Raw genomic sequence first — 19,964 nt, 5'->3', positions numbered from 1 at the left:
GTCACTCAACTGCGCCCGTACTGGTCTTCAAAACGCACGATGTCATCCTCGCCCAGATAGCTGCCCGACTGCACCTCGATCAGCTCCAGCGGCAGCTTTCCCGGATTCTTGAGCCTATGGGTCACGCCCAGCGGGATATAGGTGCTCTGGTTCTCAGTGAGCAGGATCACGTCCTCGCCACGGGTCACCTCGGCCGTGCCGCTCACCACGATCCAGTGCTCGGCACGATGATGGTGCATCTGCAGGCTCAGGGTCGCACCGGGTTTCACCGTGATGCGTTTGACCTGGAAACGCGCGCCGTTGTCGATGGAATCGTAGGCACCCCACGGACGATAGACCTTGCGGTGCGCAGCGGCTTCGCTGCGGCCATCGCGCTTGATCTGGCCGACGATATCCTTGACGTCCTGCACGCGGTCCTTGTGGCCGACGAAGACCGCATCGTCGGTCTCCACCACCACCACGTCTTCCAGGCCCACCATCGCGATCAGGCGGGTGCCGTAGGCGTAGCTGTTGCGGCAGTCCAGCGCGATCACGTCGCCGTGGCAGGCATTGCCGTCCGCGTCCTTGTCCGACACTTCCCAGAGCGCCGACCACGAGCCCACGTCGTTCCAGCCGGCATCCAGCGGAACCACGGCGGCGTCGGCGGTCTTTTCCATCACCGCGTAGTCGATGGAGTCGTTCGGGCTGGCGGCGAACGCGTCGGCGTCCAGGCGGATGAAGTCGCTGTCGCGCGACGCCTTGTCCAGCGCGGCGCGGCAGGCGGCCAGGATCGCCGGCTGCAGGGCTTCCAGCTCCTGCAGGTAACGCGAAGCCTTGAACAGGAACATGCCGCTGTTCCAGTAGTACTCGCCAGAGGCGACGTACTGCTGGGCGGTGGCCAGGTCGGGCTTCTCCACGAAGCGGTCGACCGCATGCACGCCGGTGCCGGCCTGGGCCTTGATGTAGCCGTAGCCGGTTTCCGGTGCGGTCGGCACGATGCCGAAGGTCACCAGCTTGCCTGCGTCCGCTGCGGCAGCCGCCTGCTTGACCGCAGCGTGGAAGGCCGCGTCGTTACGGACCACGTGATCGGATGGGAGTACCAGCAGCAAGGCGTCTTCACCGGCGGCCAGCGCCTGCAGCGCGGCAATGGCGATGGCTGGCGCGGTATTACGGCCGATCGGTTCCAGGATCAGCGCCTGCGGGGTGACATTGCACTCGCGCAGCTGCTCGGCGGCCATGAAGCGGTGCTCTTGGTTGGCCACCACGATCGGCGCCTTGCCCGCGATGGCCGCAACCCGGTTCCAGGTGGCCTGGAGCATGGTGACATCGCCCACGAGCGGCAAAAACTGCTTGGGGTACGCTTCGCGCGACAGCGGCCACAAGCGGGTGCCGGAACCACCGGAAAGGATGACGGGGAGAATGGGCAACATGGAGATCGTCCTGAATCAGTGTTGGGGAGCCTGGCCGCCGATCAGGGCGGTCAGCTCTTCGGTGCGGGCGCGCAACAGGGCGGCATCGCCACGGGTTTCGACATTCAGCCGGAGCAGCGGCTCGGTGTTGGAGCTGCGCAGGTTGAAGCGCCAGCGGTCGAACTCCACGCTCACGCCGTCGGTGTGGTCCAGCTGCGGCGACTGGTCGGCGTAGTGCGCCAGCACGCGGGCCACGGTGGCCTTGGCGTCGTCGACGCGGAAGTTGATTTCGCCGCTGCACGGGAAGGCCTGCATGCGGTCGGCCACCAGGTCGCCCAGCGAGGTACCGGTCTGCGAAACCAGTTCGGCGATCAGCAGCCACGGAATCATGCCCGAATCGCAGTAGGCGAAGTCGCGGAAATAATGGTGCGCGCTCATCTCGCCGCCATAGATGGCATCTTCGGCGCGCATGCGCTCCTTGATGAAGGCGTGGCCGGTCTTGCTCATGATCGGCACGCCACCGGCCTGTTCCACCATTTCCACGGTGTTCCAGGTCAAACGCGGGTCATGGATGACCTTGCCGCCGGGGCTGCGCTTGAGCAGGGCCACCGCGAGCAGGCCGACCAGATAATAGCCTTCGATGAATTCGCCGTGGCTGTCGAAGAAGAAGCAGCGGTCGAAATCGCCGTCCCAGGCGATGCCGAAGTCGGCGCCGTGGGCGCGCACCGCATCGGCGGTGGCTGCGCGGTTTTCCGGCAGCAGCGGATTGGGGATGCCGTTGGGGAAGGAACCATCGGGCTCATGCTGGATGCGGACGAACTCGAACGGCAGGTGCGGGGCCAGCTCGTCGATCACCAGGCCGGCGCCGCCGTTGCCGGCGTTGACCACGATCTTCAGCGGCTTCAGCTGGGCAACGTCCACATAGCCCAGCAGGTGCTGGATGTAGGCGGTCTTGTCGGTATCGCTGCGCACCTGGCCGGTGCCCGAAGGCAGCGCGGCAGTGCCGGCGGCGTAGTCGCGGACATCGAACAGGCCGGTATCGCCACTGATCGGGCGCGCATGCTCGCGCACCAGCTTCATGCCGTTGTAGCCCATCGGATTATGGCTGGCGGTCACCATCACGCCACCGGCGGCTTGGCGGTGGAAGGTCTGGAAGTAAACCTCCTCGGTGCCGCACAGGCCAATATCGATCACGTCGCGGCCGGAGGCGGTGAACCCCTTTTCCAGTGCGGCCTGCAGCTCTGGGCTGCTCAGGCGGATATCGCGTCCCAGCACGACCGGGCCGGGCCCCAGCAGGGACGCGGTGCCGGCGCCAATGCGCTCGGCCAGGGCGGCGTCCAGTTCTTCCGGAACGCGGCCGCGGATGTCGTATGCCTTGAAACAGGGGAGCGTCATCAATGCAGTCCTTACAGGGTTGACCGCCGATTATAGCGACAGCGTTCCGGGGAACGCGCAGCGTTTGCGGCCAAAATGGGCCATCCGGGCCCAACCAGTAACAAAGGCCGCGCAACCACCGGTTACGCGGCCTTTGTCTTCACGCGCAATTTACAGCGCGGCTTCCAGTTCCGGCAACAGGGTGAACAGATCGCCCACCAGCCCGATATCGGCAATTTCAAAAATGGGCGAATCCGGGTCCTTGTTGATCGCCACGATGGTGCCGGCGTCCTTGATCCCGGTCAGGTGCTGGATGGCACCGCTGATACCCACCGCCACGTACAGCTCCGGCGCGATGATCTTGCCGGTCTGGCCCACCTGCAGGTCGCTGGGCACGTAGCCGGCGTCCACCGCCGCACGCGAAGCGCCCACGGCGGCGCCGAGCTTGTCGGCCAGCTGGAAGATCACCCTGAAGTTCTCTTCCGAACCGACGCCACGACCACCGGACACCACGCGCTTGGCGCTCTGCAGGTCCGGGCGGTCGGTGGCACCGGCGGCCAAGCCGACGAAGCGGGTGTGCGCGGGCAGGGCAGCGTCCACGCTGGCGGCTTCGACCGGGGCACTACCGCCCTTGGCTGCTTCCGGCCAGGAAGCCGCACGCACGGTGGCGACCACGATCTGGTCGGCCGGGACGTCGACGGTGATGATGGCATTGCCGGCGTAGATCGGGCGCTTGAAGCTGTGGCTGCCTTCAACGCTCATCAGGTCAGAGACCTGGTTGACCCCGAGCAGGGCCGCCACGCACGGCATCAGATCCTTGCCGAAGGTGGTCGAGGGGCCGAACACGTGGGTGTAGCCCTTGGCCAGCTGCGCGACCTGCGGGGCCAGCACCTGCGCCAGCGCCTGGGCGTTGGCGGCGTTGGCCACGGTCAGGACCTTGGCTACGCCGGCCAGTTCGGCGGCCTGGGCGGCCACGGCCGCCGGGTCCGCAGCCAGCACCAGCACGTCGATGCTCGCGCCGCTGATGGCGGCGGCCGCGCTGACGGTCTTGGCGGTGGCGGCGTTGATCTTGCCGTCGTGGTGCTCGGCAACAACGAGGATCTTGGTCATTACAGCAACCCCTTCTGCTTGAGTGCGGCGACCAGTTCGGCCGCGTCCTTGACCATCACGCCCTTGCTGCGCTTGGACGGCGCCGCATAGTGGGTGGTCGTGAAGGTATCGGCGGCTTCAACGCCGAGGTCGGCCAGCTGCAGGGTCTCCAGCGGCTTGGCCTTGGCCTTCATGATGTCGGGCAGCTTGATGAAACGCGGCTCGTTCAGGCGCAGGTCGGTGGTGACCACGGCCGGCAGGTCCACCTCCAGCGTTTCCAGGCCGGCGTCGACCTCGCGGGTCACCGTGGCCTTGCCATCGGCAATCTCCAGCTTGCTGGCGAAGGTCGCCTGCGGGCGGCCCCACAGCGTGGCCAGCATCTGGCCGGTCTGGTTGGCGTCGTCGTCGATGGCCTGCTTGCCCAGGATGACCAGGTCCGGCTGCTCCTTCTCGACCAGCTTGAGCAGGGTGCGCGCGGCGGTCAGCGGCTGGATGGCCTGGTCGGTGACTACATGGATGGCGCGATTGGCGCCCATGGCCAGGCCGTTGCGCAGGTGCGCCTGGGCGTCGGCCGGGGCGATGGTGGCCACCACGACCTCGGTGGCGATGCCCTTGTCGCGCAGGCGCAGGGCTTCTTCCAGCGCGATTTCGTCGAAGGGGTTGGGGGACAGCTTGACGCCGTCGGTGACCACGCCGGACCCGTCCGGCTTGACCTGAATGCGGACGTTGTAGTCCACCACGCGCTTGTACGCGACGAGGATTTTCATCTGGTGCGGAATCCTTGAATAACGGGGAACGTCCGGTTTCCGGAACGGCAACCGGTTCGGGGGTGGGACCGCGATTCTAACTGGCTTGCGAGCACCATGCGAATGCGTATGGTTATGTTGCAGTGCGCCATGAAAGAGCCGTCCGGCCGGTTTGTTCACGCCCGGCTGGCAGTCGTGAAGACGGCCGCCATGTATCCTGTTGCGCTGTGTCAGGGGCGCCGGAGACGGCGACCAGACGAACCACCATCAGGAGAACGGGTAGTGCCCACATGGCTTGTCACCGGCGGAGCCGGATTCATTGGCGGTAACTTTGTCCTCGAAGCGGTCGCCAGGGGCGTGCGCGTCATCAATCTCGACGCGCTGACGTATGCAGGCAACCTGAAAACCCTTGCCCCGCTGGAGGGCAACCCGGACCACGTATTCGTGCACGGCGACATCGGTGATCGCGAGCTGGTGGCCCGCCTGCTGGGTGAGCACCAGCCAGACGCGGTGCTGAACTTCGCCGCCGAAAGCCACGTGGACCGTTCCATCGATGGCCCTGGCGCGTTCATCCAGACCAATGTCGTAGGCACGCTGGGCCTGCTCGAGGCGGTGCGCGACTACTGGAAGGCCCTGCCGGCCGACAAGGGCGCCGCGTTCCGCTTCCTGCACGTGTCCACCGACGAGGTGTACGGCACCCTGGGGGAGACCGGCAAGTTCAGCGAAACCACTCCGTATGCGCCCAACTCGCCGTACTCGGCGTCCAAGGCGGCATCGGACCATCTGGTGCGCGCGTTCCACCATACCTACGGGCTGCCGGTGCTGACCACCAACTGCTCGAACAACTATGGCCCGTACCACTTCCCGGAAAAGCTCATCCCGCTGGTGATCGCCAAGGCGCTGGCCGGCGAGCCGCTGCCGGTCTACGGCGATGGCCGGCAGGTGCGCGACTGGCTGTTCGTGTCCGACCACTGCGAAGCGATCCGCACCGTGCTGGCCAAGGGCCAGGTGGGCGAGACCTACAACGTGGGCGGCAACTCCGAAAAGGAGAACATCGAAGTGGTGCACGCTATCTGCGCGCTGCTGGATGCGCGTCGTCCACGCGAAGACGGACAGCCGCGCAGCAGCCAGATCACCTACGTGGCCGACCGCCCGGGCCACGACCGCCGCTACGCGATCGATGCGTCCAAGCTGAAGGAACAGCTGGGCTGGGAGCCGGAGCACACCTTCGACCAGGGCATCGCCTTCACCGTGTACTGGTATCTCGACAACCAGGAATGGGTGAATGGTGTCCTGGACGGGAGCTACCGCCTGCAGCGCATCGGCACCGCGGCCTGAACCAGGAAGACCAGACATGACACAGCGTAAAGGCATCATTCTCGCCGGCGGTTCGGGCACGCGCCTGTACCCGATCACCAAGGGCGTCAGCAAGCAGCTGCTGCCGGTGTACGACAAGCCGATGATCTACTACCCGCTCAGCGTGCTGATGCTGGCCGGCATCAGCGAGGTGTTGATCATCAACACGCCGCACGAACAGGCCCTGTTCCAGGCGCTGCTGGGCGATGGCTCGCAGTGGGGCATGAACATCGAGTATGCGGTGCAGCCGAGCCCGGACGGACTGGCCCAGGCCTACCTGATCGGTCGCGATTTCATCGGTGGCAAGCCGAGCTGCCTGGTGCTGGGCGACAACATTTTCCACGGCCACGGCCTTGGCGAGGTGCTGCGCAGCGCCGACGAGCGGGAAACCGGCGCGACGGTCTTCGGTTACTGGGTCAATGATCCGGAGCGCTATGGCGTCGCCGAATTCGACAAGCAGGGCAAAGTGGTGGACCTGGTCGAAAAGCCCGAAAAGCCGCGCTCGAACTACGCCGTTACCGGCCTGTACTTCTACGATGGCAATGCCAGCGACTACGCGTCCGAGCTCAAGCCGTCGCCGCGTGGCGAACTGGAAATCACCGACCTCAACCAGCGCTACCTTCGCGACGGGCAGCTGCATCTGGAAGCGTTGGGTCGCGGATTCGCGTGGCTCGATACCGGTACCCACCAGTCACTGCTCGAGGCCTCGAACTTCATCGAAACCATCCAGACCCGCCAGGGCCTGCAGGTCTGCTGTCCCGAGGAAATCGCGTTTGGTCGTGGCTGGATCGACAGCGCCCAGCTTGAGGCGCTGGCTGCGCCACTGATCAAGAACGGGTACGGCCAGTACCTGCAGAAGCTGCTGCAGCGGGGCGTGGTGCCGTGAAGGTAATTCCGTCTTCGCTGCCAGGCTGTGTGCTGATCGAGCCAACCGTGTTTGGCGATGAGCGCGGCTTCTTCTTCGAAACGTGGAATGCCGAGCGCTACGCCGAGCATGATCTGCCGACTGGTTTCGTGCAGAGCAATGTCTCCAGTTCGGCGCGTGGCGTGCTGCGCGGCCTGCACTACCAGTGGCCGCGTCCGCAGGGAAAGCTGGTCACTGTATTGCAGGGCGAGGTATACGACGTGGCGGTCGACATCCGCCAAGGGTCGCCCACCTTCGGTCGCTGGGAGGCGTTCATCCTCAGCGGCGAAAACCGGCGCCAGCTGTGGATTCCGCCAGGGTTCGCGCATGGCTTCGCCGTGTTGTCGGACACCGCGTTGTTCAGCTACCTGTGCACGGACGTCTACGTAAAGGAAGCCGACGCGGCGATCCGCTGGAACGACGCCGAGCTTGCCGTGGACTGGCCGATCAGCGCGCCGTCGCTGTCGGGCAAGGATGAGCAGGCGCCGTTCCTGAAGGACATCCCGCAGGAGCGGCTGCCGGTCTACGTTCCATGAGTGCATTGCTGTTCGGCGGCAACGGTCAGCTCGGGCAGGAGCTGCTGCGCGCACTCGGCGCGCACGGCCCCGTGGTCGCCGCCACGCGCAGTGGTCGTCTTGCCGACGGCAGCGCGTGCGAAACCGCCGACTTCGACCAGCCGGCCGCGCTGCCGGCGTTGCTGGACCGCCTGCAGCCCTCGGTGGTGGTGAATGCCGCGGCCTACACCCAGGTCGATCGCGCCGAGCAGGAGCCGGATGCCGCCCGGCGCGCCAATGTCGACGCGCCGCGGGAAATCGCGCGCTGGTGTGCGCGCCACGCGGTGCCGTTCGTTCATTACTCCACCGATTACGTGTTCGATGGCCAATCGCGCGTGCCCTATCGCGAAGACGCCCCCACCGCGCCGCTCGGCGTGTACGGAACAACCAAGCGCGACGGTGAAGACGCGATCCGCGCTGCCGGCGGTCGCCACCTGATTTTCCGTACGGCCTGGGTGTACGCCGAGCACAGCGCCAATTTCCTGCGCACGATGCTGCGCGTTGGCGCCGAGCGCGACGTGCTGCGCGTGGTCGACGACCAGATCGGCACCCCCACGCCGGCCGCGCTGATCGCCGATGTCACCGCGCAGGCACTGCGGCATCCCGGCACTCTCTCGGGCACGTGGCACCTGACCGCGACCGGCGAAACCAGCTGGCACGGCTTTGCCGAGGCGATCTTCGCCGCCGCCGTCGCGCGGGGCGTGCTGGAACGTGCCCCGCGCGTTGAAGCGATCACCACCGCCGACTACCCCACGCCTGCGCGCCGACCGGCGTACTCGCACCTGGACGTATCGCGGCTGCAGACCGATTTCGGTGTCCGCCTGCCCAGCTGGCAGGAAGGGCTCGCGCAGGTCATGGCCAGGCTGCCCGCGCGCTGAACGCGCTGCACCGCGACAGGGAAGAACCCGGCCAGCCGCTACACTAAGCCCTTACATCAACGAGGTGAGGGCGTAGATGAGCAAGTCCCCAGACAACGGCGGCCGGCGCGGCAAGCGCTACGCCAGCGCCGCCGAGGCGCTGCAGGGCGCGGTGGCCGATGGCCAGACCCTGGCGGTCGGTGGGTTCGGCCTGTGTGGCATCCCCGAGGCGTTGATCGCCGCGCTGCGCGACACCGGGGTCAAGGGCCTTACGGTGATCTCCAACAATGCCGGCGTGGACGGTTTCGGCCTGGGCCAGCTGCTGGAAACCCGCCAGATCAAAAAGATGATCTCGTCCTACGTGGGCGAGAACAAGGAATTCGAACGACAGTACCTGGCCGGTGAGCTGGAGCTGGAGTTCAACCCGCAGGGCACCCTGGCCGAACGCCTGCGCGCCGGCGGCGCCGGCATCCCGGCCTTCTTCACCGCCACCGGCTACGGCACGGTGGTGGCCGAGGGCAAGGAAACCCGCGAATTCGACGGCAAGCACTACGTGATGGAAACCGCGCTGCGCGCGGACGTGGCGCTGGTCAAGGCGTGGAAGGCCGACGAGGCCGGCAACCTGGTGTTCCGCAAGACCGCGCGCAACTTCAACCCGGCCTGCGCGATGGCCGGCAGGCTGTGCGTAGTGGAAGTGGAAGAGGTGGTGCCGGTGGGCAGCATTGACCCGGACCAGGTCCACCTGCCGGGCATCTACGTGCACCGCATCGTGCACAACCCCACTCCCGAGAAGCGGATCGAACAGCGCACCGTGCGTGCGGAGGGCAACTGAGATGGCATGGACCCGCGATGAAATGGCGCAGCGCGCCGCCCGCGAGCTCACCGACGGTGCGTACGTGAACCTGGGCATCGGCCTGCCAACGTTGGTGGCCAACCACATTCCCGAAGGCGTGGATGTGTGGCTGCAGTCCGAGAACGGCCTGCTCGGCATCGGCCCGTTCCCGACCGAGGCCGAAGTTGATGCGGACCTGATCAACGCCGGCAAGCAGACCGTCACCGCACGTGCGGGCGCCAGCTACTTCGGCAGCCACGACAGCTTCGCCATGATCCGCGGCGGCCACGTGAACCTGGCCATCCTTGGCGCGATGCAGGTCACCGACAAGGGCGACCTGGCCAACTGGATGGTGCCCGGCAAGATGGTCAAGGGCATGGGCGGGGCGATGGACCTGGTGGCCGGCGTGCAGCGCGTGGTGGTGCTGATGGAGCACACCGCCAAGAACGGTGAGCACAAGATCCTGCCCGAATGCACATTGCCGCTGACCGGCGTGGGCGTGGTGGATCGGATCATCACCGACCTGGCGGTGTTCGATGTCACCGAGGCCGGGCTGAAGCTGGTGGAAGCCGCGCCCGGCGTGGAAAAGGACGAGCTGGCGCAAAAAACCGGCGTCGCCTTCAGCTGACTACCGCCGTAGTCTTCCACACGCCAACCGGCGTGTGGATCAGCTGCGTTTGGCGTACGAGTAGGCGGCACCGCCTGCGGCGTTGCCCAGGGTGTCCACCGTGTATCCGGCATCCACGCACACCGCGCCCAGCGCACGTTCCAGCGCATGCGCGAGCGTGCCGTCGATCTGACCCTGCTCCGGCTCGAACGCGCCCGGCGACAGGTGGGCATCGAGCAGCGGCCGCAGGGCCGCCAAGCGCAGCCAGCACATGGTGCCCGCACTGAAGTGGGCGGCCAGCACGTCGGCGCGCAGGCCAAGCCGCACGGCCAGCCGCGCCAGCATCTCGTCGTTGGCGCCCGGGTAATCGCGCACCGCCAGCAGGTGCCCGGCGGGTGCCAGCATTCCCAGCGTGCGCTCCTCGGCGAAGCGTCTTACCGCCTGCGCGCCATGGCCATCGTCCAGCAGCTGCTGCAGCATGTCCTGGCGCCATTGCGCACCCTGCTGCATGTGCACCGAGCGTTTGGTGTGCAGCTTGAGCACCACGTCTTCGCCCTGGTCCAGCAGCAGGTTGGCCACCTGCAGGAACGGCAGCAGGTCGCGGCCATGGTTGGCGAACACCATCACCTCGGCGTCCAGCTGCGCCGCCTGCAGCAGCCCCTGCACGCGATCGCGATGCTCGGCCGCCGTGGTGATGACAAGCCTGCATTCCAGTCCACTGCCGCGCACATGCGTCAGCAGTTCCCCCAGTTCTTCCAGGTACCACGCATGGATCACCACGCACGGCCGCGCCGGCGCGGCATGCGCGGTCGGGGCCCGCAGGGCCTGCCGGGTCGCTTCCAGCCACGCATGTCCCAGCCGCATGTCCGGTTCCAGCACCGCGCCTTCAGCCCACTCGTTCCACGCGTTGATGAAGACCAGCCGGTCGGCCGCAGGCACCGCGGACAGGCGCTGGTGGATCGTGGTCGACAGCCAGTCGCGGTAGCCGCGCGGTGAAGCATGCAGGAACACGCGGCCCTTCCCGGACCGCCGCGCCTCGTTGTCCCAGCCCGGATTGACTCCCGGGTAAAGCGGATAGTCTGGCAGCGGGCGCGCGGCCATTTCGCTGGCCAGCTCGCGCCAGTCGCGCACGTCACCTGCGAAGTCGGGATTGATCAAATACTGGTCGGCGGTCAGCGCGCGCGGATTGCTCATGTTCGGCGGGAACTCCACCGCGGCATCGAAGCCGATGTCGCGTGGGTCGGGCCGCTCGAAGCCCTGCACATAGGCCAGGTGGATCTCGCCGATGTCGTGCTCGCGGCACCACTGCCGCCAGCGCTGCGCGGTGGCGCGCGCATCCGGGAACAGGTGCGGGCGATAGACCAGCAGCATGGGCTTGCCATCGACCTTGAGCGCACGCCGGTCGCGCAGGTAATCGGCGACATGGGCAATGAACGCCAGGTCGTCCTCGGCGCTGTGCTGCTGCGCGATCAGGATGTCGTCGTTGCGCCCATCCCAGCGCCGCGCCCAGTTCTCGTTGGCCCAGCACAGGCAGAACGGCATCTCGATGCTGTCATCGGCCAGCCACTGGCGCAGCGGGTCTTCCATCAGCGTGGTGCCGCTGAACCAGTAGTAGTAGAAGCAGAACGCGCCAACGCCGTACTCGCGCGCCAAGCTCGCCTGGTCGCGCATCACCTGCGGATTGCGCAGGTCATAGAAACCCAGGTCGGCCGGCAGCCGCGGCTGCACGTGGCCCTCGAACTGGGGCAGGGCGCGGGCCACGTTGCGCCATTCGGTGAAGCCCTTGCCCCACCAGGCATCGTTCTGCGGAAACGGGTGGAACTGCGGCAGGTAGAACGCCACCAGGGTGGCCGGCAGCGTCTCCGGTAGCGCTTCGCTGCGGTACGGCACGTGGCCGATGGCCGCTTCGTCGGCGCGCACCAGCGGGCGGCGGGCGGCCCCGGAGAGGTCGCCTTCCACGCGTCCGCGAGCCGGCGGCGGTACCCAGTCGCCATGCTTGTCCAGGAAGCGTGCCCGGAGCCGGTCGCGTTGCCCGTCGGAAAGGGGCAGCGCCCGGAAGCCGGTACGCAGCGCCAGATAAACCGCTGCGCGCAGGCGGCCCTTGAGGGTGGTCATGGACGGCGGACCCCGTTCGGAGCGGGCGCAGCAGCAGGCATGGTGGTTCCGACGTGTCGTTAATAGCCCATTCTCGGGGTTTGAACGTACGTCGGCAACCTGCGGCCGGGTCGCCCTTGACCCGGGACCTGACCGTAAAAAGGACCTAACCCGGTCTGCTCGCGGACACCCTGCCGCGCCCGGTAAAGGCGTCTTCGGTGCACAGGTGGGCAAGTGAAGCACTCGCGTCCCATCGCCCGCTGCCTGTGCAGTGGAGTGGAATCTGCACGCCGGTGGGATCGAGCTTCAATTCGGCAATGTCTTCGCCAATCGCAGCGCAGGCATGGTCGATGAATTCCAGTGCGCCTGCATGGACCTGGGCCAGAACCTTGATGCCCTCGCTGGACAGCTCGACCGGACCGAAGTGCGGCTGCAGCGTGCCGCTGCAGTCAAAGCCCAGGAACTGCCCTTGAGGGGCGCCCAGGAGCGATTCCAACAACAGGTCGTTGGCCAGGATGCTTGATTCGGGTTCATCTTCACGGTCGCGACCATCGACATATCGCGCGCCTGCCCATCCGTGGTCGGACAGCGCGACGGCATGGTCTCGCAGGGCCATGTAATAACCTCCCTGTGGGGTGCCCAGCACCCGCTCGAGGTTGCGCTGGATGGTGCCCGCATAGCCAACGTCAACAAACATTGTGCTGGAATCGCCCACGCAGCCGTGGTGGTAGGCCCTGTAGGCCTCGCGCTGCACCTGCGCCAGCGTCAACAACGTAGGCAGTGCAGGCACCAGCCAGCGCGTAACTTCGTCGGACATCTCCGGGAGAAACACATGTTGGGTCATGCGCTCTGGCCCATGGAAACGCACCGCGTTCGTGGCTTCCTCGCCCAATCGTGCCCCGAGCAGTGTCTCGAATGTTCCATTGAAGGTTCCCTGGGTCACCCGCGAAAGATCCTCTCTGTTGTACAACGACGGGAGCAGGGTGGCCCGACGTGACGCAAGGAAGTAGCGTCCAGACATGGCCCTTGCTGCGGCGTGGTAAGGCTGCAGCCGAGCGAAACCCTGATGCAGCAGATGCCCTTCACGACTCAGGAACAACAGCGTAGCTACACCCTTCTCACGCGCCGTATCGATCGCCGCCAGCAGGAAGTCCAGCACCAGCGGTCCAAGCACCACATAGCCCAGCGTTGGGGCATCCAGTATTGGCGAACCCAGTAGATGCCTGGGCGTTTCATCGACAATCGCCGCAAACCGGTTGGCGAGCAGCCCGCGCCAGAGTTGTTCCGGCCAGGCTGCACGCGTGCCCCGCGGATGACGCAGCACCCGCAGCCCGGGCGCGATATCCAACAAGGCCGAAGGACGCAGTACGTGCGTCGGCGTGAGAAGGCCTGCCTGCTGAGGCAGCTGGACGTCGGAGTGCTCGTTGTCGCCTACATGCAGCCAGCGACGGTGTGCAGCGCCCGCTTCACGCGCGGCCTGTGTCCAGGTCGCAATACTGTCCTTCCGGCATCCCGTCTCGCAGGATATCCGCCAGCTGCCGATGTCGCGGACCACGGCCGGAGGCAAGACCGTTTCCATGTCGCTGCGGGGCAGGTACATGTCTGAAAATGCAGTCAATGGCTGTACTTTCAGGCGACGCAGCGCGGCGAGCACGCCTTCCCGCGTATGCAGCAGGGCGCGCTCGTGTGCTCGCTCAAGATCCGCGAGCGACGCCGCGTCCAGATCGGCGTGTCCTATCTGCTGCGCCAGCAGGTCATGGATCTCGGAAAGTGTGGGGTCACGGTCGAGTCGTGCCCGCAAAGTGAACTCGGCCTCGTCGCGCAGTTCGGCAAAGCGCTCGATACCGAAGCGTCGGTACAGCCGCCACCCAAGGTGCTCGCGCGCGGCGGCGGGGGTCAGGAAGGCGCGGGTAACCAGTGTATCGAACACGTCCACGGTTACCTGCTTTGCGTCCAGCGCGGCCATCTGCAGCCGTTCGAAGACATTGAGGTCCAAGGCGGACGCTGCATTGCGCTCTCCCTCGACCGGCAGCGCCAGGCGACCATCTTTTGGAAGGACTCCCAGTCGATACCCCTGGTGGCGGGTAACGACACCCAGCAGGCGCTCGACAGCATGGTGCAGCGTGCCGTCGATCTGGCCCTGTTCCGACGGGAAGTCGTCCAGCCGCAGGCGCAGGTCATACAGCGGGCGGAGAACGGAAACGCGCGCCCAGAACATGGAGCCTGCAGGGAAGTCGAGGTAGCGCTGCCGATCCACCTCAATCCCCAGGCGGCGGGCGAGTGCTTCGCAGACATCGGCGTTGCTGAGCAGGGTGTGACCCCATGACGGGATGCCTGCATAGCTCTCCGGATACACCATCCCCAGCTTTGCATCCGCCTGGAACATACCGAGGACCCACGCCAGCCGTTCGGAGGAGCCGAACAGGCTTTGCAGCAGGTAGCGACGCCAGTCGCCCTGCTCACTGCCGGTGTAGAGCGACTTCTTGCTGTGTACATGGCCGACCAGGTCCAGTGCGAGGACCTCGTCATGGAACGAGACCAGCAGGGGGGCGATATCGCGCCCTCGGTTCTCGACGCGCTTCACTACCAGGCGGGAAACGTTCGGCAGCGCGGCGAACCTGCGTCGCGCCAAGCCTCCAGTCTCCGTGTCCACCACCGATACCAGCAGGGTGAAGGGGACGGGAACCAGCGCCAGCGTTGCGACGAACTCCTCGATCAGGTCGCCATAGTAGATGTGCGCCATGACACCAACCCGCAGGTTGAATGCGCTTAGAGGTACAGGCTCCGGCAACGCCGGTGCATCGAAGGGATCGGCCACCGGAGTGTGCACCTGGCTGGCGGAACGCAAGCGGCCGATGAGGCCGCCGATGCCCATGGCCCTGACGACCCGGAATGCACGCATCACTACGGACCTCAGTCCAGCAGTGCCGCCGCCATGGCGGGAAATCGAGCGCCGAGCAGCGCCCACGTAACGGCGAAGGCTCATCGCCAGGCTCTCCATCCACGCCATATCCGGCGAAGCGCGAGACGGTACAACTGCGATACCCCTCCGTGGGCGCCTGCGCCTCCGTCGGCTCAAGAAGTAGATTTGTCGTGATCGGCTCGCGTGAGGCCTGGAACCCTCGTGGCATAAAGCTGCCACGAGTGGGATTGGCGGCCACGAATTGAGCGCTATCGATCGATATCGCGCTGACAACGCCGGAAGGTCAGGTGACGGAAACGGCACCAATCAGGCGGTTCCGCGCGAGGCATGGGAACAGCTCCGTACAGTCCCATGGAAGCACGCAAGCACCTCATTGCGTCGCGTACTTACCCTTCAGGTCGCGTGACAGGTCTGGCGAAACCATTGCCCGCGAAGGGGCAGAAGAACATTCGAAAGCTCAATCAATGATGCCGTGATCATCGAATGTTTTTATTGAGAAGCGAATGGCTATGATGATCTCAGTTTCGATCTGTTTATGCTCACTAGAATCTGCCCGCGCAATTGGCGCAGCAGACAATGAGGTGAGCCAGAGTGAAAAATATTGCGGTAGTTCTTTCGTCGGCAATCGCGATGGTGTCCGGCAACGCGGCGTCTGCGCAGGACTCGTTATTTATTGGAACTGTCGAGGCAAGGACGCAATCAGCCGACGTCTTCGTGGCTTCTGTGCCCCCCGAGGCTCAACTCGTAGAGCTTGAGCGTTGGATCGGGCGCGAGGTAACGTTCTCGGTTCGGCCCGCTGCCCCGCACCAGACGCATCCGGGCAAGCGCGAAGGGGTGCTTGGCTTCATCTCATTCACCGCCTTCCCAGGCAGTCGGCCGTTGTTCGGGTGCAGGGCAAGCGACTACAGCGACCGATTCACTTCAATTGATCCGTCCTGCGAAGGGCACCTGCCGATGCCGCAAATTCCGATCACAGGCCACATAGCGGCAACGCCCCTACCAGGTACCGTTCCGCTGTACCGCTGCATGCGGGTTGGAGGGCTCCCATCCGGTCGTTGGGGAGACAACTTCGACACCACGGATGCCAACTGCGAAGGAAAGCGGGCTGTATTCCTGGGACTTCTGGGGCACATCTGGCAGTAGCGGGGTTGGTCGCAAGCGGCGGGAAGTTCGACTTGGGCTTCCCGCTGCATCACATGGGATGGCGCGCGAGCGCCGAGTCGAAGATCACCTTTTGATCCGCGCGTTGCACGCAAGAGCGAACAAACTTGGACTTTCCGTTCGAGAATGTTCGATATGGGGTACACGGCCGGATGCAAATCACCATCATGTGCCCGTCGGACGTAGGGCGAGCCTTTTCGATTCGGAGTCATGCGTTACCGGGCGTTGAGGGGTTTCCGTGCGGTCGTCTGGGGACCGACCCTACCGGTGCCCCGTCCTGGGCAGTGTCGGGTGCAATGCTAGAATTTCCGGCTTGTCTGGACCTGGAAGGCTGCTGTGATCACACCCGGGAAGGGAACCCCCTCCGTGCTGCACCGCTGGCTGGTCGGCCTGCTGATCGGGGCAGCGCTGCTTGTGGGGCTGCGCGGCATCGCCAAGGATGTCCAGTTCGACAGTGCCCTGCTACGGCAGGCGTTTGATGCCGGTGCCGGGTGGGAGGAGTCGGTACCGCCGGAGGTCGTCGAGGCCCGCGCGCTGCTTTCCCGCCACGGCGACCCCAGCGTGCCGGTCGCGTTGGCGCCGGGCCTGTGGGAAGACCCGCTGGTGCGCGAGCGCCTGTGGGACGGGCTGTACCCCCGCCGCGTTCATTGGGCCGACAAGGGCCTGATGCTCTGGCGCACCCCGGGTCCGCAGCAGCCCGATTGCACCGAAATCGCAAGGAGTGAGCGCATTGTTCTCGTTGACTGCCACTGACGGTGGCGCCCGCGCCGCGCTGGGCATGCTGGCCGGCGTGCTGCTCTGTTATGCCTTCGCCGCGTTTGGCTGGGTAGGGCTGCCTGCGCAGCTGGCCTTCATTGCGGTGCTCATCTGTGCGCTGTGGTCACTGCTGGCCCTGCGCGACGGCCGCGCCGCCTGGATGCTGGGCATTGTCGCCGTGCTGCTGGTGCTCGCGCTGGGAAGCCCCACCGACGAGTGGGACCCGCGCTCGATCTGGATGCTGCACGCCAAGCGCATCTATCTGGAAAACTCGCTGTACGCCCAGTTGGATGGCTATGCCATCTTCAGCCACAACGACTACCCCTCGCTGATGCCGCTTTGGTCGGCCACCGCGGCCAAGGTGGTCGGCCACTGGAATGAGATCTTCCCCAAGGCCGCAGCCACGCTCCTGCTGCTGCCGCCGCTGCTGCTGATCGCACGCACCCTGCGCACCTGGTGGGCGGCGGGCCTGTTCGCGGTGGCGGTGCTGGAAGTGGGCGGGCGCTACCTGGTGGACGGCTACATGGATGCGTTCCTGGCGGTCTATGCGGTCGCTGCCCTGGCCATGGCGATCCAGCCGCGTACTGACAACGCCGCGGGGGGCTGGTTCAACCTTGCAGCCTACGCGGCCCTGTCGGCGGTGCTGACCCTGATCAAGAACGAAGGCGCGGTGCTGGCCATTCTGGTGGCCGTGGTCGCAACCGGCACGTTGCTGCTGCGCGAGCGCCGCATGCCTTGGGGCCTGCTGGCCGCCTTCGCCGTGTCGATGCTGCCACTGCTGGCGTGGAAGCTGGCAGTGGCCGGCGCCAACCTGGGCAACGACCTGGCGCAAAGCGACCTGAAGGGGCAGCTGCTGGCGCGCCTGCCCGACCTGGCCCCCACCGTGCTGATCCTGAAGGCCCTGCTGCGCAGTGCCGTGTGGGTGCCGCTGGTGCTGCTGCTGGTACTGTGGGCGCGCACCTGGCGCGTGTCCGCTGCCCGCGCCGCGCTGCTGGTTGCAGTGGCGTACTTCGGCGTGCTGTTCGCCGTGTACCTGAGCACCCCGCACGATCTGGCCTGGCACCTGGCCACCAGTGCCAAGCGCGTGGCGCTGCCGGTACAGTTGCTGTTGATGTACGGCGTTCTGGTGCTGCTGGACCAGTGGAAACAGACGGCCCCGCGCCAGCGTGCAGGAGAACGGAATGCTTGAGCCCAACGAATCCTTCGTGGTGGTCACCCCGGTTTACGAGGACCACGTTGCCTCCACCCGGTTGTTCACCGAGCTGGCGCGCCTGTACGGCGACCGCGTGTTCGTGGTGGCGGTGGATGACGGCTCGATCCGCGAACCGGTGCAGCCGTTCCAGCTGTCCGGGTCCGGCGTCAACGGCGTGGTGCTGAAGCTGCGGCGCAATGTCGGCCACCAGAAGGCCATCGCGGTCGGGCTGGGCTACGTGGAAGAAAACCTGCCCGACGCGCAGCGCGTGGTGGTGATGGATTCGGACGGCGAGGACCTGCCGGAAACCATCGCCGAGCTGCTGGCCGCCGCCCGCGACGAGAATGTCGATGTGGCCGTGGCGCGCCGCCGCAGCCGGGTGGAAACCCTGCGATTCCGCGCGTTCTACGTGGTCTACAAGTTCATTTTCCAGCTGCTTACCGGGCGCACCATCAGCTTCGGCAACTTCATGGCGATCAAGGTCAGTGCGCTGCATCGCCTCAATGCCATGCATGAAGTGTGGACCCACGTGGCGGCCGGGCTGATCGCCAGCAAGCTGCGCCTGGCGGTGTGCCCGATCGACCGGGGACCGCGTTACGCCGGGCAGAGCAAGATGAACTTCGTCGGGCTCACCCTGCATGGGTTCCGCGCGCTGATGGTATTTGCCGAGGACGTGCTGGTGCGGGTCGGCCTGATGTGCGTGCTGGTGTCCTCGGCCTCGATCGTGCTGGCGGTGGTGGCCACCCTGCTCAAGCTGGCCGGCTACGCCACCCCGGGCTGGTTCTCGATGGCCTTGGGCGTGCTGTTCCTGGTGTTCCTGCAGACCGGCACGCTCACCCTGATGACGCTGATGCTCAGTGGCATCGTGCGCGGCACCATCCAGAAGCCGGGTGCTTACCGGGACTACCTGGCCGGGGTGATCGAGGTGACGGCGGATGCAACGCCGCGCTGACCTGCGCCAGCTGCTGCGTTACGTCATCAACGGGTTGGTAGCGACCGCGGTGCACTTCGCCGTGCTGAGCCTGCTGGTGGAGGTGGTACGCGTGCCGTCCAAGGGCGTGGCCAACCTGCTCGCCGCCGCCGTGGCCATCGGCGTCTCGTTCCTGGGCAACCGCTACTTCGTGTTCGCCGCCACCCAGGCCCGCGCCAGCGGCCAGCTGTGGCGGTTCGTGCTGCTGTACGCGGGCATTGCGCTGGTGAATGGCGGGCTGATGGCGGTATGGTCGGACCTGCTGCACTTCGACTACCGGGTCGGCTTCGTCCTGATCAGCATCGTGCAGTTCATCCTTTCGTTCCTGGGCAACCGCCTGTTGGTGTTCAAGCCATGACAACCCTCCTCAAGGCCGGGCTGCTGACCCTGGTCTACATCGGCCTGCTGCTCGGCATCCACTTCCTGCACGTGCGCTTTTTCACCGTGGACGTGGTGTTCTACGCGGCCATCGGCGACGCCCTGCTGGCCGCGGTGGTGACTGGCCTGCTCCTGCTGGCGGCGCCGTTCCGCGCGTTCACGCCCGCCGAGCGGGTGCTGCTGGCGCTGGTATGGCTGCTGGGCGGCTACGCATTCGCGATCTCGGTGCCGACGGTGATCGACCGTTCGCTGTCTTTCTACATCCTGGAAAAACTCGACCAGCGCGGCGGTGGCATCCGCCAGGACGCCTTCCAGGACGTATTCACCAAGGAATACATGGTGGAACACCGGCTGGTGGACGTGCGCCTGACCGAGCAGGAGAGCTCCGGCACGATCCAGATCCAGAACGGTTGTGTACTGCTCACCGACAAGGGCCGTCGCGTTGCCTCGCTGAGCCGCTTCTACCGCCAGCATTTCCTGCCAAAGCAGCGTCTGCTGCTGGGCAGATACTCCGACGACCTGACCGACCCCTTCCGCCACAGCCGCCAGGACGTCACCTACCAGTGTCGGTGACGCCTACGGCTGAAGAATCAACGCTGTTGTAGAGCGGACGGGTATCGAGGTCAGGTAGAGCGGACGGGGTAGAGCGTACGGGTAGAGCGGACTGTTAGTCCGCTGCTCTTCGCGCAGAAGGCAGCCGTCTAACAGACGGCTCTACCAGGATAGAAGCAGCCGTCTAACAGACGGCTCTACCAGGATAGAAGCAGCCGTCTAACAGACGGC

The 19,964-nt window shown here is 65.9% G+C and carries 18 protein-coding genes; 12 read left to right on the top strand and 6 right to left on the bottom strand.

Going from position 1 to position 19,964, the window contains the following annotated elements; translation table 11 throughout:
* Positions 1-5 precede the first annotated feature (5 nt).
* From RWO33_RS05955 to RWO33_RS05940, 4 genes are all read right to left on the bottom strand, one after another.
* Positions 6-1,409 carry a mannose-1-phosphate guanylyltransferase/mannose-6-phosphate isomerase gene (locus tag RWO33_RS05955; RefSeq protein ID WP_314103167.1) on the bottom strand — a complete coding sequence of 468 codons (1,404 nt, stop codon included), beginning with the start codon at positions 1,407-1,409 and terminating at the stop codon, positions 6-8.
* Positions 1,410-1,424: 15 nt separating this feature from the next.
* Positions 1,425-2,783: a phosphomannomutase gene (locus tag RWO33_RS05950; RefSeq protein WP_314103166.1), complete on the bottom strand. Its 1,359-nt coding sequence runs from the start codon at positions 2,781-2,783 to the stop codon at positions 1,425-1,427.
* Positions 2,784-2,933: 150 nt separating this feature from the next.
* The gene (locus RWO33_RS05945) at positions 2,934-3,872 is read right to left on the bottom strand and encodes an electron transfer flavoprotein subunit alpha/FixB family protein (RefSeq protein WP_314103163.1); all 939 of its coding nucleotides are present in this window, start codon (positions 3,870-3,872) and stop codon (positions 2,934-2,936) included.
* Positions 3,872-4,618, bottom strand: coding sequence for an electron transfer flavoprotein subunit beta/FixA family protein (locus tag RWO33_RS05940; RefSeq protein WP_145481450.1), 747 nt, complete (start codon positions 4,616-4,618; stop codon positions 3,872-3,874). Before RWO33_RS05940 ends, RWO33_RS05945 begins: the two co-directional genes overlap by 1 nt.
* A 261-nt stretch (positions 4,619-4,879) precedes the next feature.
* Here RWO33_RS05940 and rfbB point away from each other — a divergent pair, with 261 nt between their 5' ends.
* From rfbB to RWO33_RS05910, 6 genes are all read left to right on the top strand, one after another.
* Positions 4,880-5,935, top strand: coding sequence for a dTDP-glucose 4,6-dehydratase (gene rfbB / locus RWO33_RS05935; RefSeq protein ID WP_314103159.1), 1,056 nt, complete (start codon positions 4,880-4,882; stop codon positions 5,933-5,935).
* A 16-nt stretch (positions 5,936-5,951) separates the two neighbouring features.
* Complete coding sequence (gene rfbA / locus RWO33_RS05930) at positions 5,952-6,839, top strand: glucose-1-phosphate thymidylyltransferase RfbA (protein ID WP_314103157.1); 888 nt, start codon at positions 5,952-5,954, stop codon at positions 6,837-6,839.
* Positions 6,836-7,393 (top strand): dTDP-4-dehydrorhamnose 3,5-epimerase, encoded by a 558-nt coding sequence (rfbC, locus tag RWO33_RS05925; RefSeq protein WP_314103155.1) that lies wholly within the window; start codon positions 6,836-6,838, stop codon positions 7,391-7,393. Before rfbA ends, rfbC begins: the two co-directional genes overlap by 4 nt.
* Positions 7,390-8,289, top strand: coding sequence for a dTDP-4-dehydrorhamnose reductase (rfbD, locus tag RWO33_RS05920; RefSeq protein WP_314103153.1), 900 nt, complete (start codon positions 7,390-7,392; stop codon positions 8,287-8,289). Before rfbC ends, rfbD begins: the two co-directional genes overlap by 4 nt.
* Before the next feature lie 76 nt (positions 8,290-8,365).
* Positions 8,366-9,100, top strand: a complete 735-nt coding sequence (locus tag RWO33_RS05915; protein ID WP_093536194.1) for a CoA transferase subunit A — start codon at positions 8,366-8,368, stop codon at positions 9,098-9,100.
* Between the two features lies 1 nt (position 9,101).
* Positions 9,102-9,728: a CoA transferase subunit B gene (locus RWO33_RS05910; RefSeq protein ID WP_314103150.1), complete on the top strand. Its 627-nt coding sequence runs from the start codon at positions 9,102-9,104 to the stop codon at positions 9,726-9,728.
* Between the two features lie 39 nt (positions 9,729-9,767).
* Here RWO33_RS05910 and RWO33_RS05905 read toward each other — a convergent pair whose 3' ends face one another.
* Both RWO33_RS05905 and RWO33_RS05900 read right to left on the bottom strand, forming a co-directional pair.
* Positions 9,768-11,822 (bottom strand): glycoside hydrolase family 99-like domain-containing protein, encoded by a 2,055-nt coding sequence (locus RWO33_RS05905; RefSeq protein WP_314103149.1) that lies wholly within the window; start codon positions 11,820-11,822, stop codon positions 9,768-9,770.
* Between the two features lie 145 nt (positions 11,823-11,967).
* The gene (locus tag RWO33_RS05900; protein ID WP_314103147.1) at positions 11,968-14,787 is read right to left on the bottom strand and encodes a rhamnan synthesis F family protein; all 2,820 of its coding nucleotides are present in this window, start codon (positions 14,785-14,787) and stop codon (positions 11,968-11,970) included.
* A gap of 528 nt (positions 14,788-15,315) precedes the next feature.
* Between RWO33_RS05900 and RWO33_RS05895 the strand changes: the two genes are divergently transcribed.
* The 6 genes from RWO33_RS05895 (at position 15,316) to RWO33_RS05870 (ending at position 19,754) form a co-directional block, all read left to right on the top strand.
* Positions 15,316-15,867, top strand: a complete 552-nt coding sequence (locus RWO33_RS05895; protein ID WP_314103145.1) for a hypothetical protein — start codon at positions 15,316-15,318, stop codon at positions 15,865-15,867.
* Between the two features lie 384 nt (positions 15,868-16,251).
* Complete coding sequence (locus tag RWO33_RS05890) at positions 16,252-16,638, top strand: hypothetical protein (RefSeq protein ID WP_314103143.1); 387 nt, start codon at positions 16,252-16,254, stop codon at positions 16,636-16,638.
* Positions 16,616-17,830: a hypothetical protein gene (locus RWO33_RS05885; protein WP_314103141.1), complete on the top strand. Its 1,215-nt coding sequence runs from the start codon at positions 16,616-16,618 to the stop codon at positions 17,828-17,830. Before RWO33_RS05890 ends, RWO33_RS05885 begins: the two co-directional genes overlap by 23 nt.
* Positions 17,823-18,785, top strand: coding sequence for a glycosyltransferase (locus RWO33_RS05880; protein WP_314103137.1), 963 nt, complete (start codon positions 17,823-17,825; stop codon positions 18,783-18,785). Before RWO33_RS05885 ends, RWO33_RS05880 begins: the two co-directional genes overlap by 8 nt.
* Complete coding sequence (locus RWO33_RS05875; RefSeq protein WP_145481464.1) at positions 18,769-19,161, top strand: GtrA family protein; 393 nt, start codon at positions 18,769-18,771, stop codon at positions 19,159-19,161. The genes RWO33_RS05880 and RWO33_RS05875 overlap by 17 nt, the downstream gene beginning before the upstream one ends.
* Positions 19,158-19,754, top strand: coding sequence for a hypothetical protein (locus RWO33_RS05870; protein ID WP_314103132.1), 597 nt, complete (start codon positions 19,158-19,160; stop codon positions 19,752-19,754). Before RWO33_RS05875 ends, RWO33_RS05870 begins: the two co-directional genes overlap by 4 nt.
* Positions 19,755-19,964 lie beyond the last annotated feature (210 nt).

The organism is uncultured Stenotrophomonas sp. (assembly GCF_963519925.1).
GTDB classification, from domain to species: domain Bacteria; phylum Pseudomonadota; class Gammaproteobacteria; order Xanthomonadales; family Xanthomonadaceae; genus Stenotrophomonas; species Stenotrophomonas maltophilia_AE.
The sequence above is the reverse complement of the archived record's forward strand: the minus strand, read 5'-3'. Positions and strand labels throughout refer to the sequence as shown.

Coding starts and splice junctions, on each gene's coding strand:
- RWO33_RS05955 (WP_314103167.1), bottom strand. CDS start 1,409: ATGTTGCCCATTCTCCCCGTCATCCTTTCCGGTGGTTCCGGCACCCGC.
- RWO33_RS05950 (WP_314103166.1), bottom strand. CDS start 2,783: ATGACGCTCCCCTGTTTCAAGGCATACGACATCCGCGGCCGCGTTCCG.
- RWO33_RS05945 (WP_314103163.1), bottom strand. CDS start 3,872: ATGACCAAGATCCTCGTTGTTGCCGAGCACCACGACGGCAAGATCAAC.
- RWO33_RS05940 (WP_145481450.1), bottom strand. CDS start 4,618: ATGAAAATCCTCGTCGCGTACAAGCGCGTGGTGGACTACAACGTCCGC.
- rfbA (WP_314103157.1), top strand. CDS start 5,952: ATGACACAGCGTAAAGGCATCATTCTCGCCGGCGGTTCGGGCACGCGC.
- rfbD (WP_314103153.1), top strand. CDS start 7,390: ATGAGTGCATTGCTGTTCGGCGGCAACGGTCAGCTCGGGCAGGAGCTG.
- RWO33_RS05915 (WP_093536194.1), top strand. CDS start 8,366: ATGAGCAAGTCCCCAGACAACGGCGGCCGGCGCGGCAAGCGCTACGCC.
- RWO33_RS05910 (WP_314103150.1), top strand. CDS start 9,102: ATGGCATGGACCCGCGATGAAATGGCGCAGCGCGCCGCCCGCGAGCTC.
- RWO33_RS05905 (WP_314103149.1), bottom strand. CDS start 11,822: ATGACCACCCTCAAGGGCCGCCTGCGCGCAGCGGTTTATCTGGCGCTG.
- RWO33_RS05900 (WP_314103147.1), bottom strand. CDS start 14,787: ATGAGCCTTCGCCGTTACGTGGGCGCTGCTCGGCGCTCGATTTCCCGC.
- RWO33_RS05880 (WP_314103137.1), top strand. CDS start 17,823: ATGCTTGAGCCCAACGAATCCTTCGTGGTGGTCACCCCGGTTTACGAG.
- RWO33_RS05875 (WP_145481464.1), top strand. CDS start 18,769: ATGCAACGCCGCGCTGACCTGCGCCAGCTGCTGCGTTACGTCATCAAC.
- RWO33_RS05870 (WP_314103132.1), top strand. CDS start 19,158: ATGACAACCCTCCTCAAGGCCGGGCTGCTGACCCTGGTCTACATCGGC.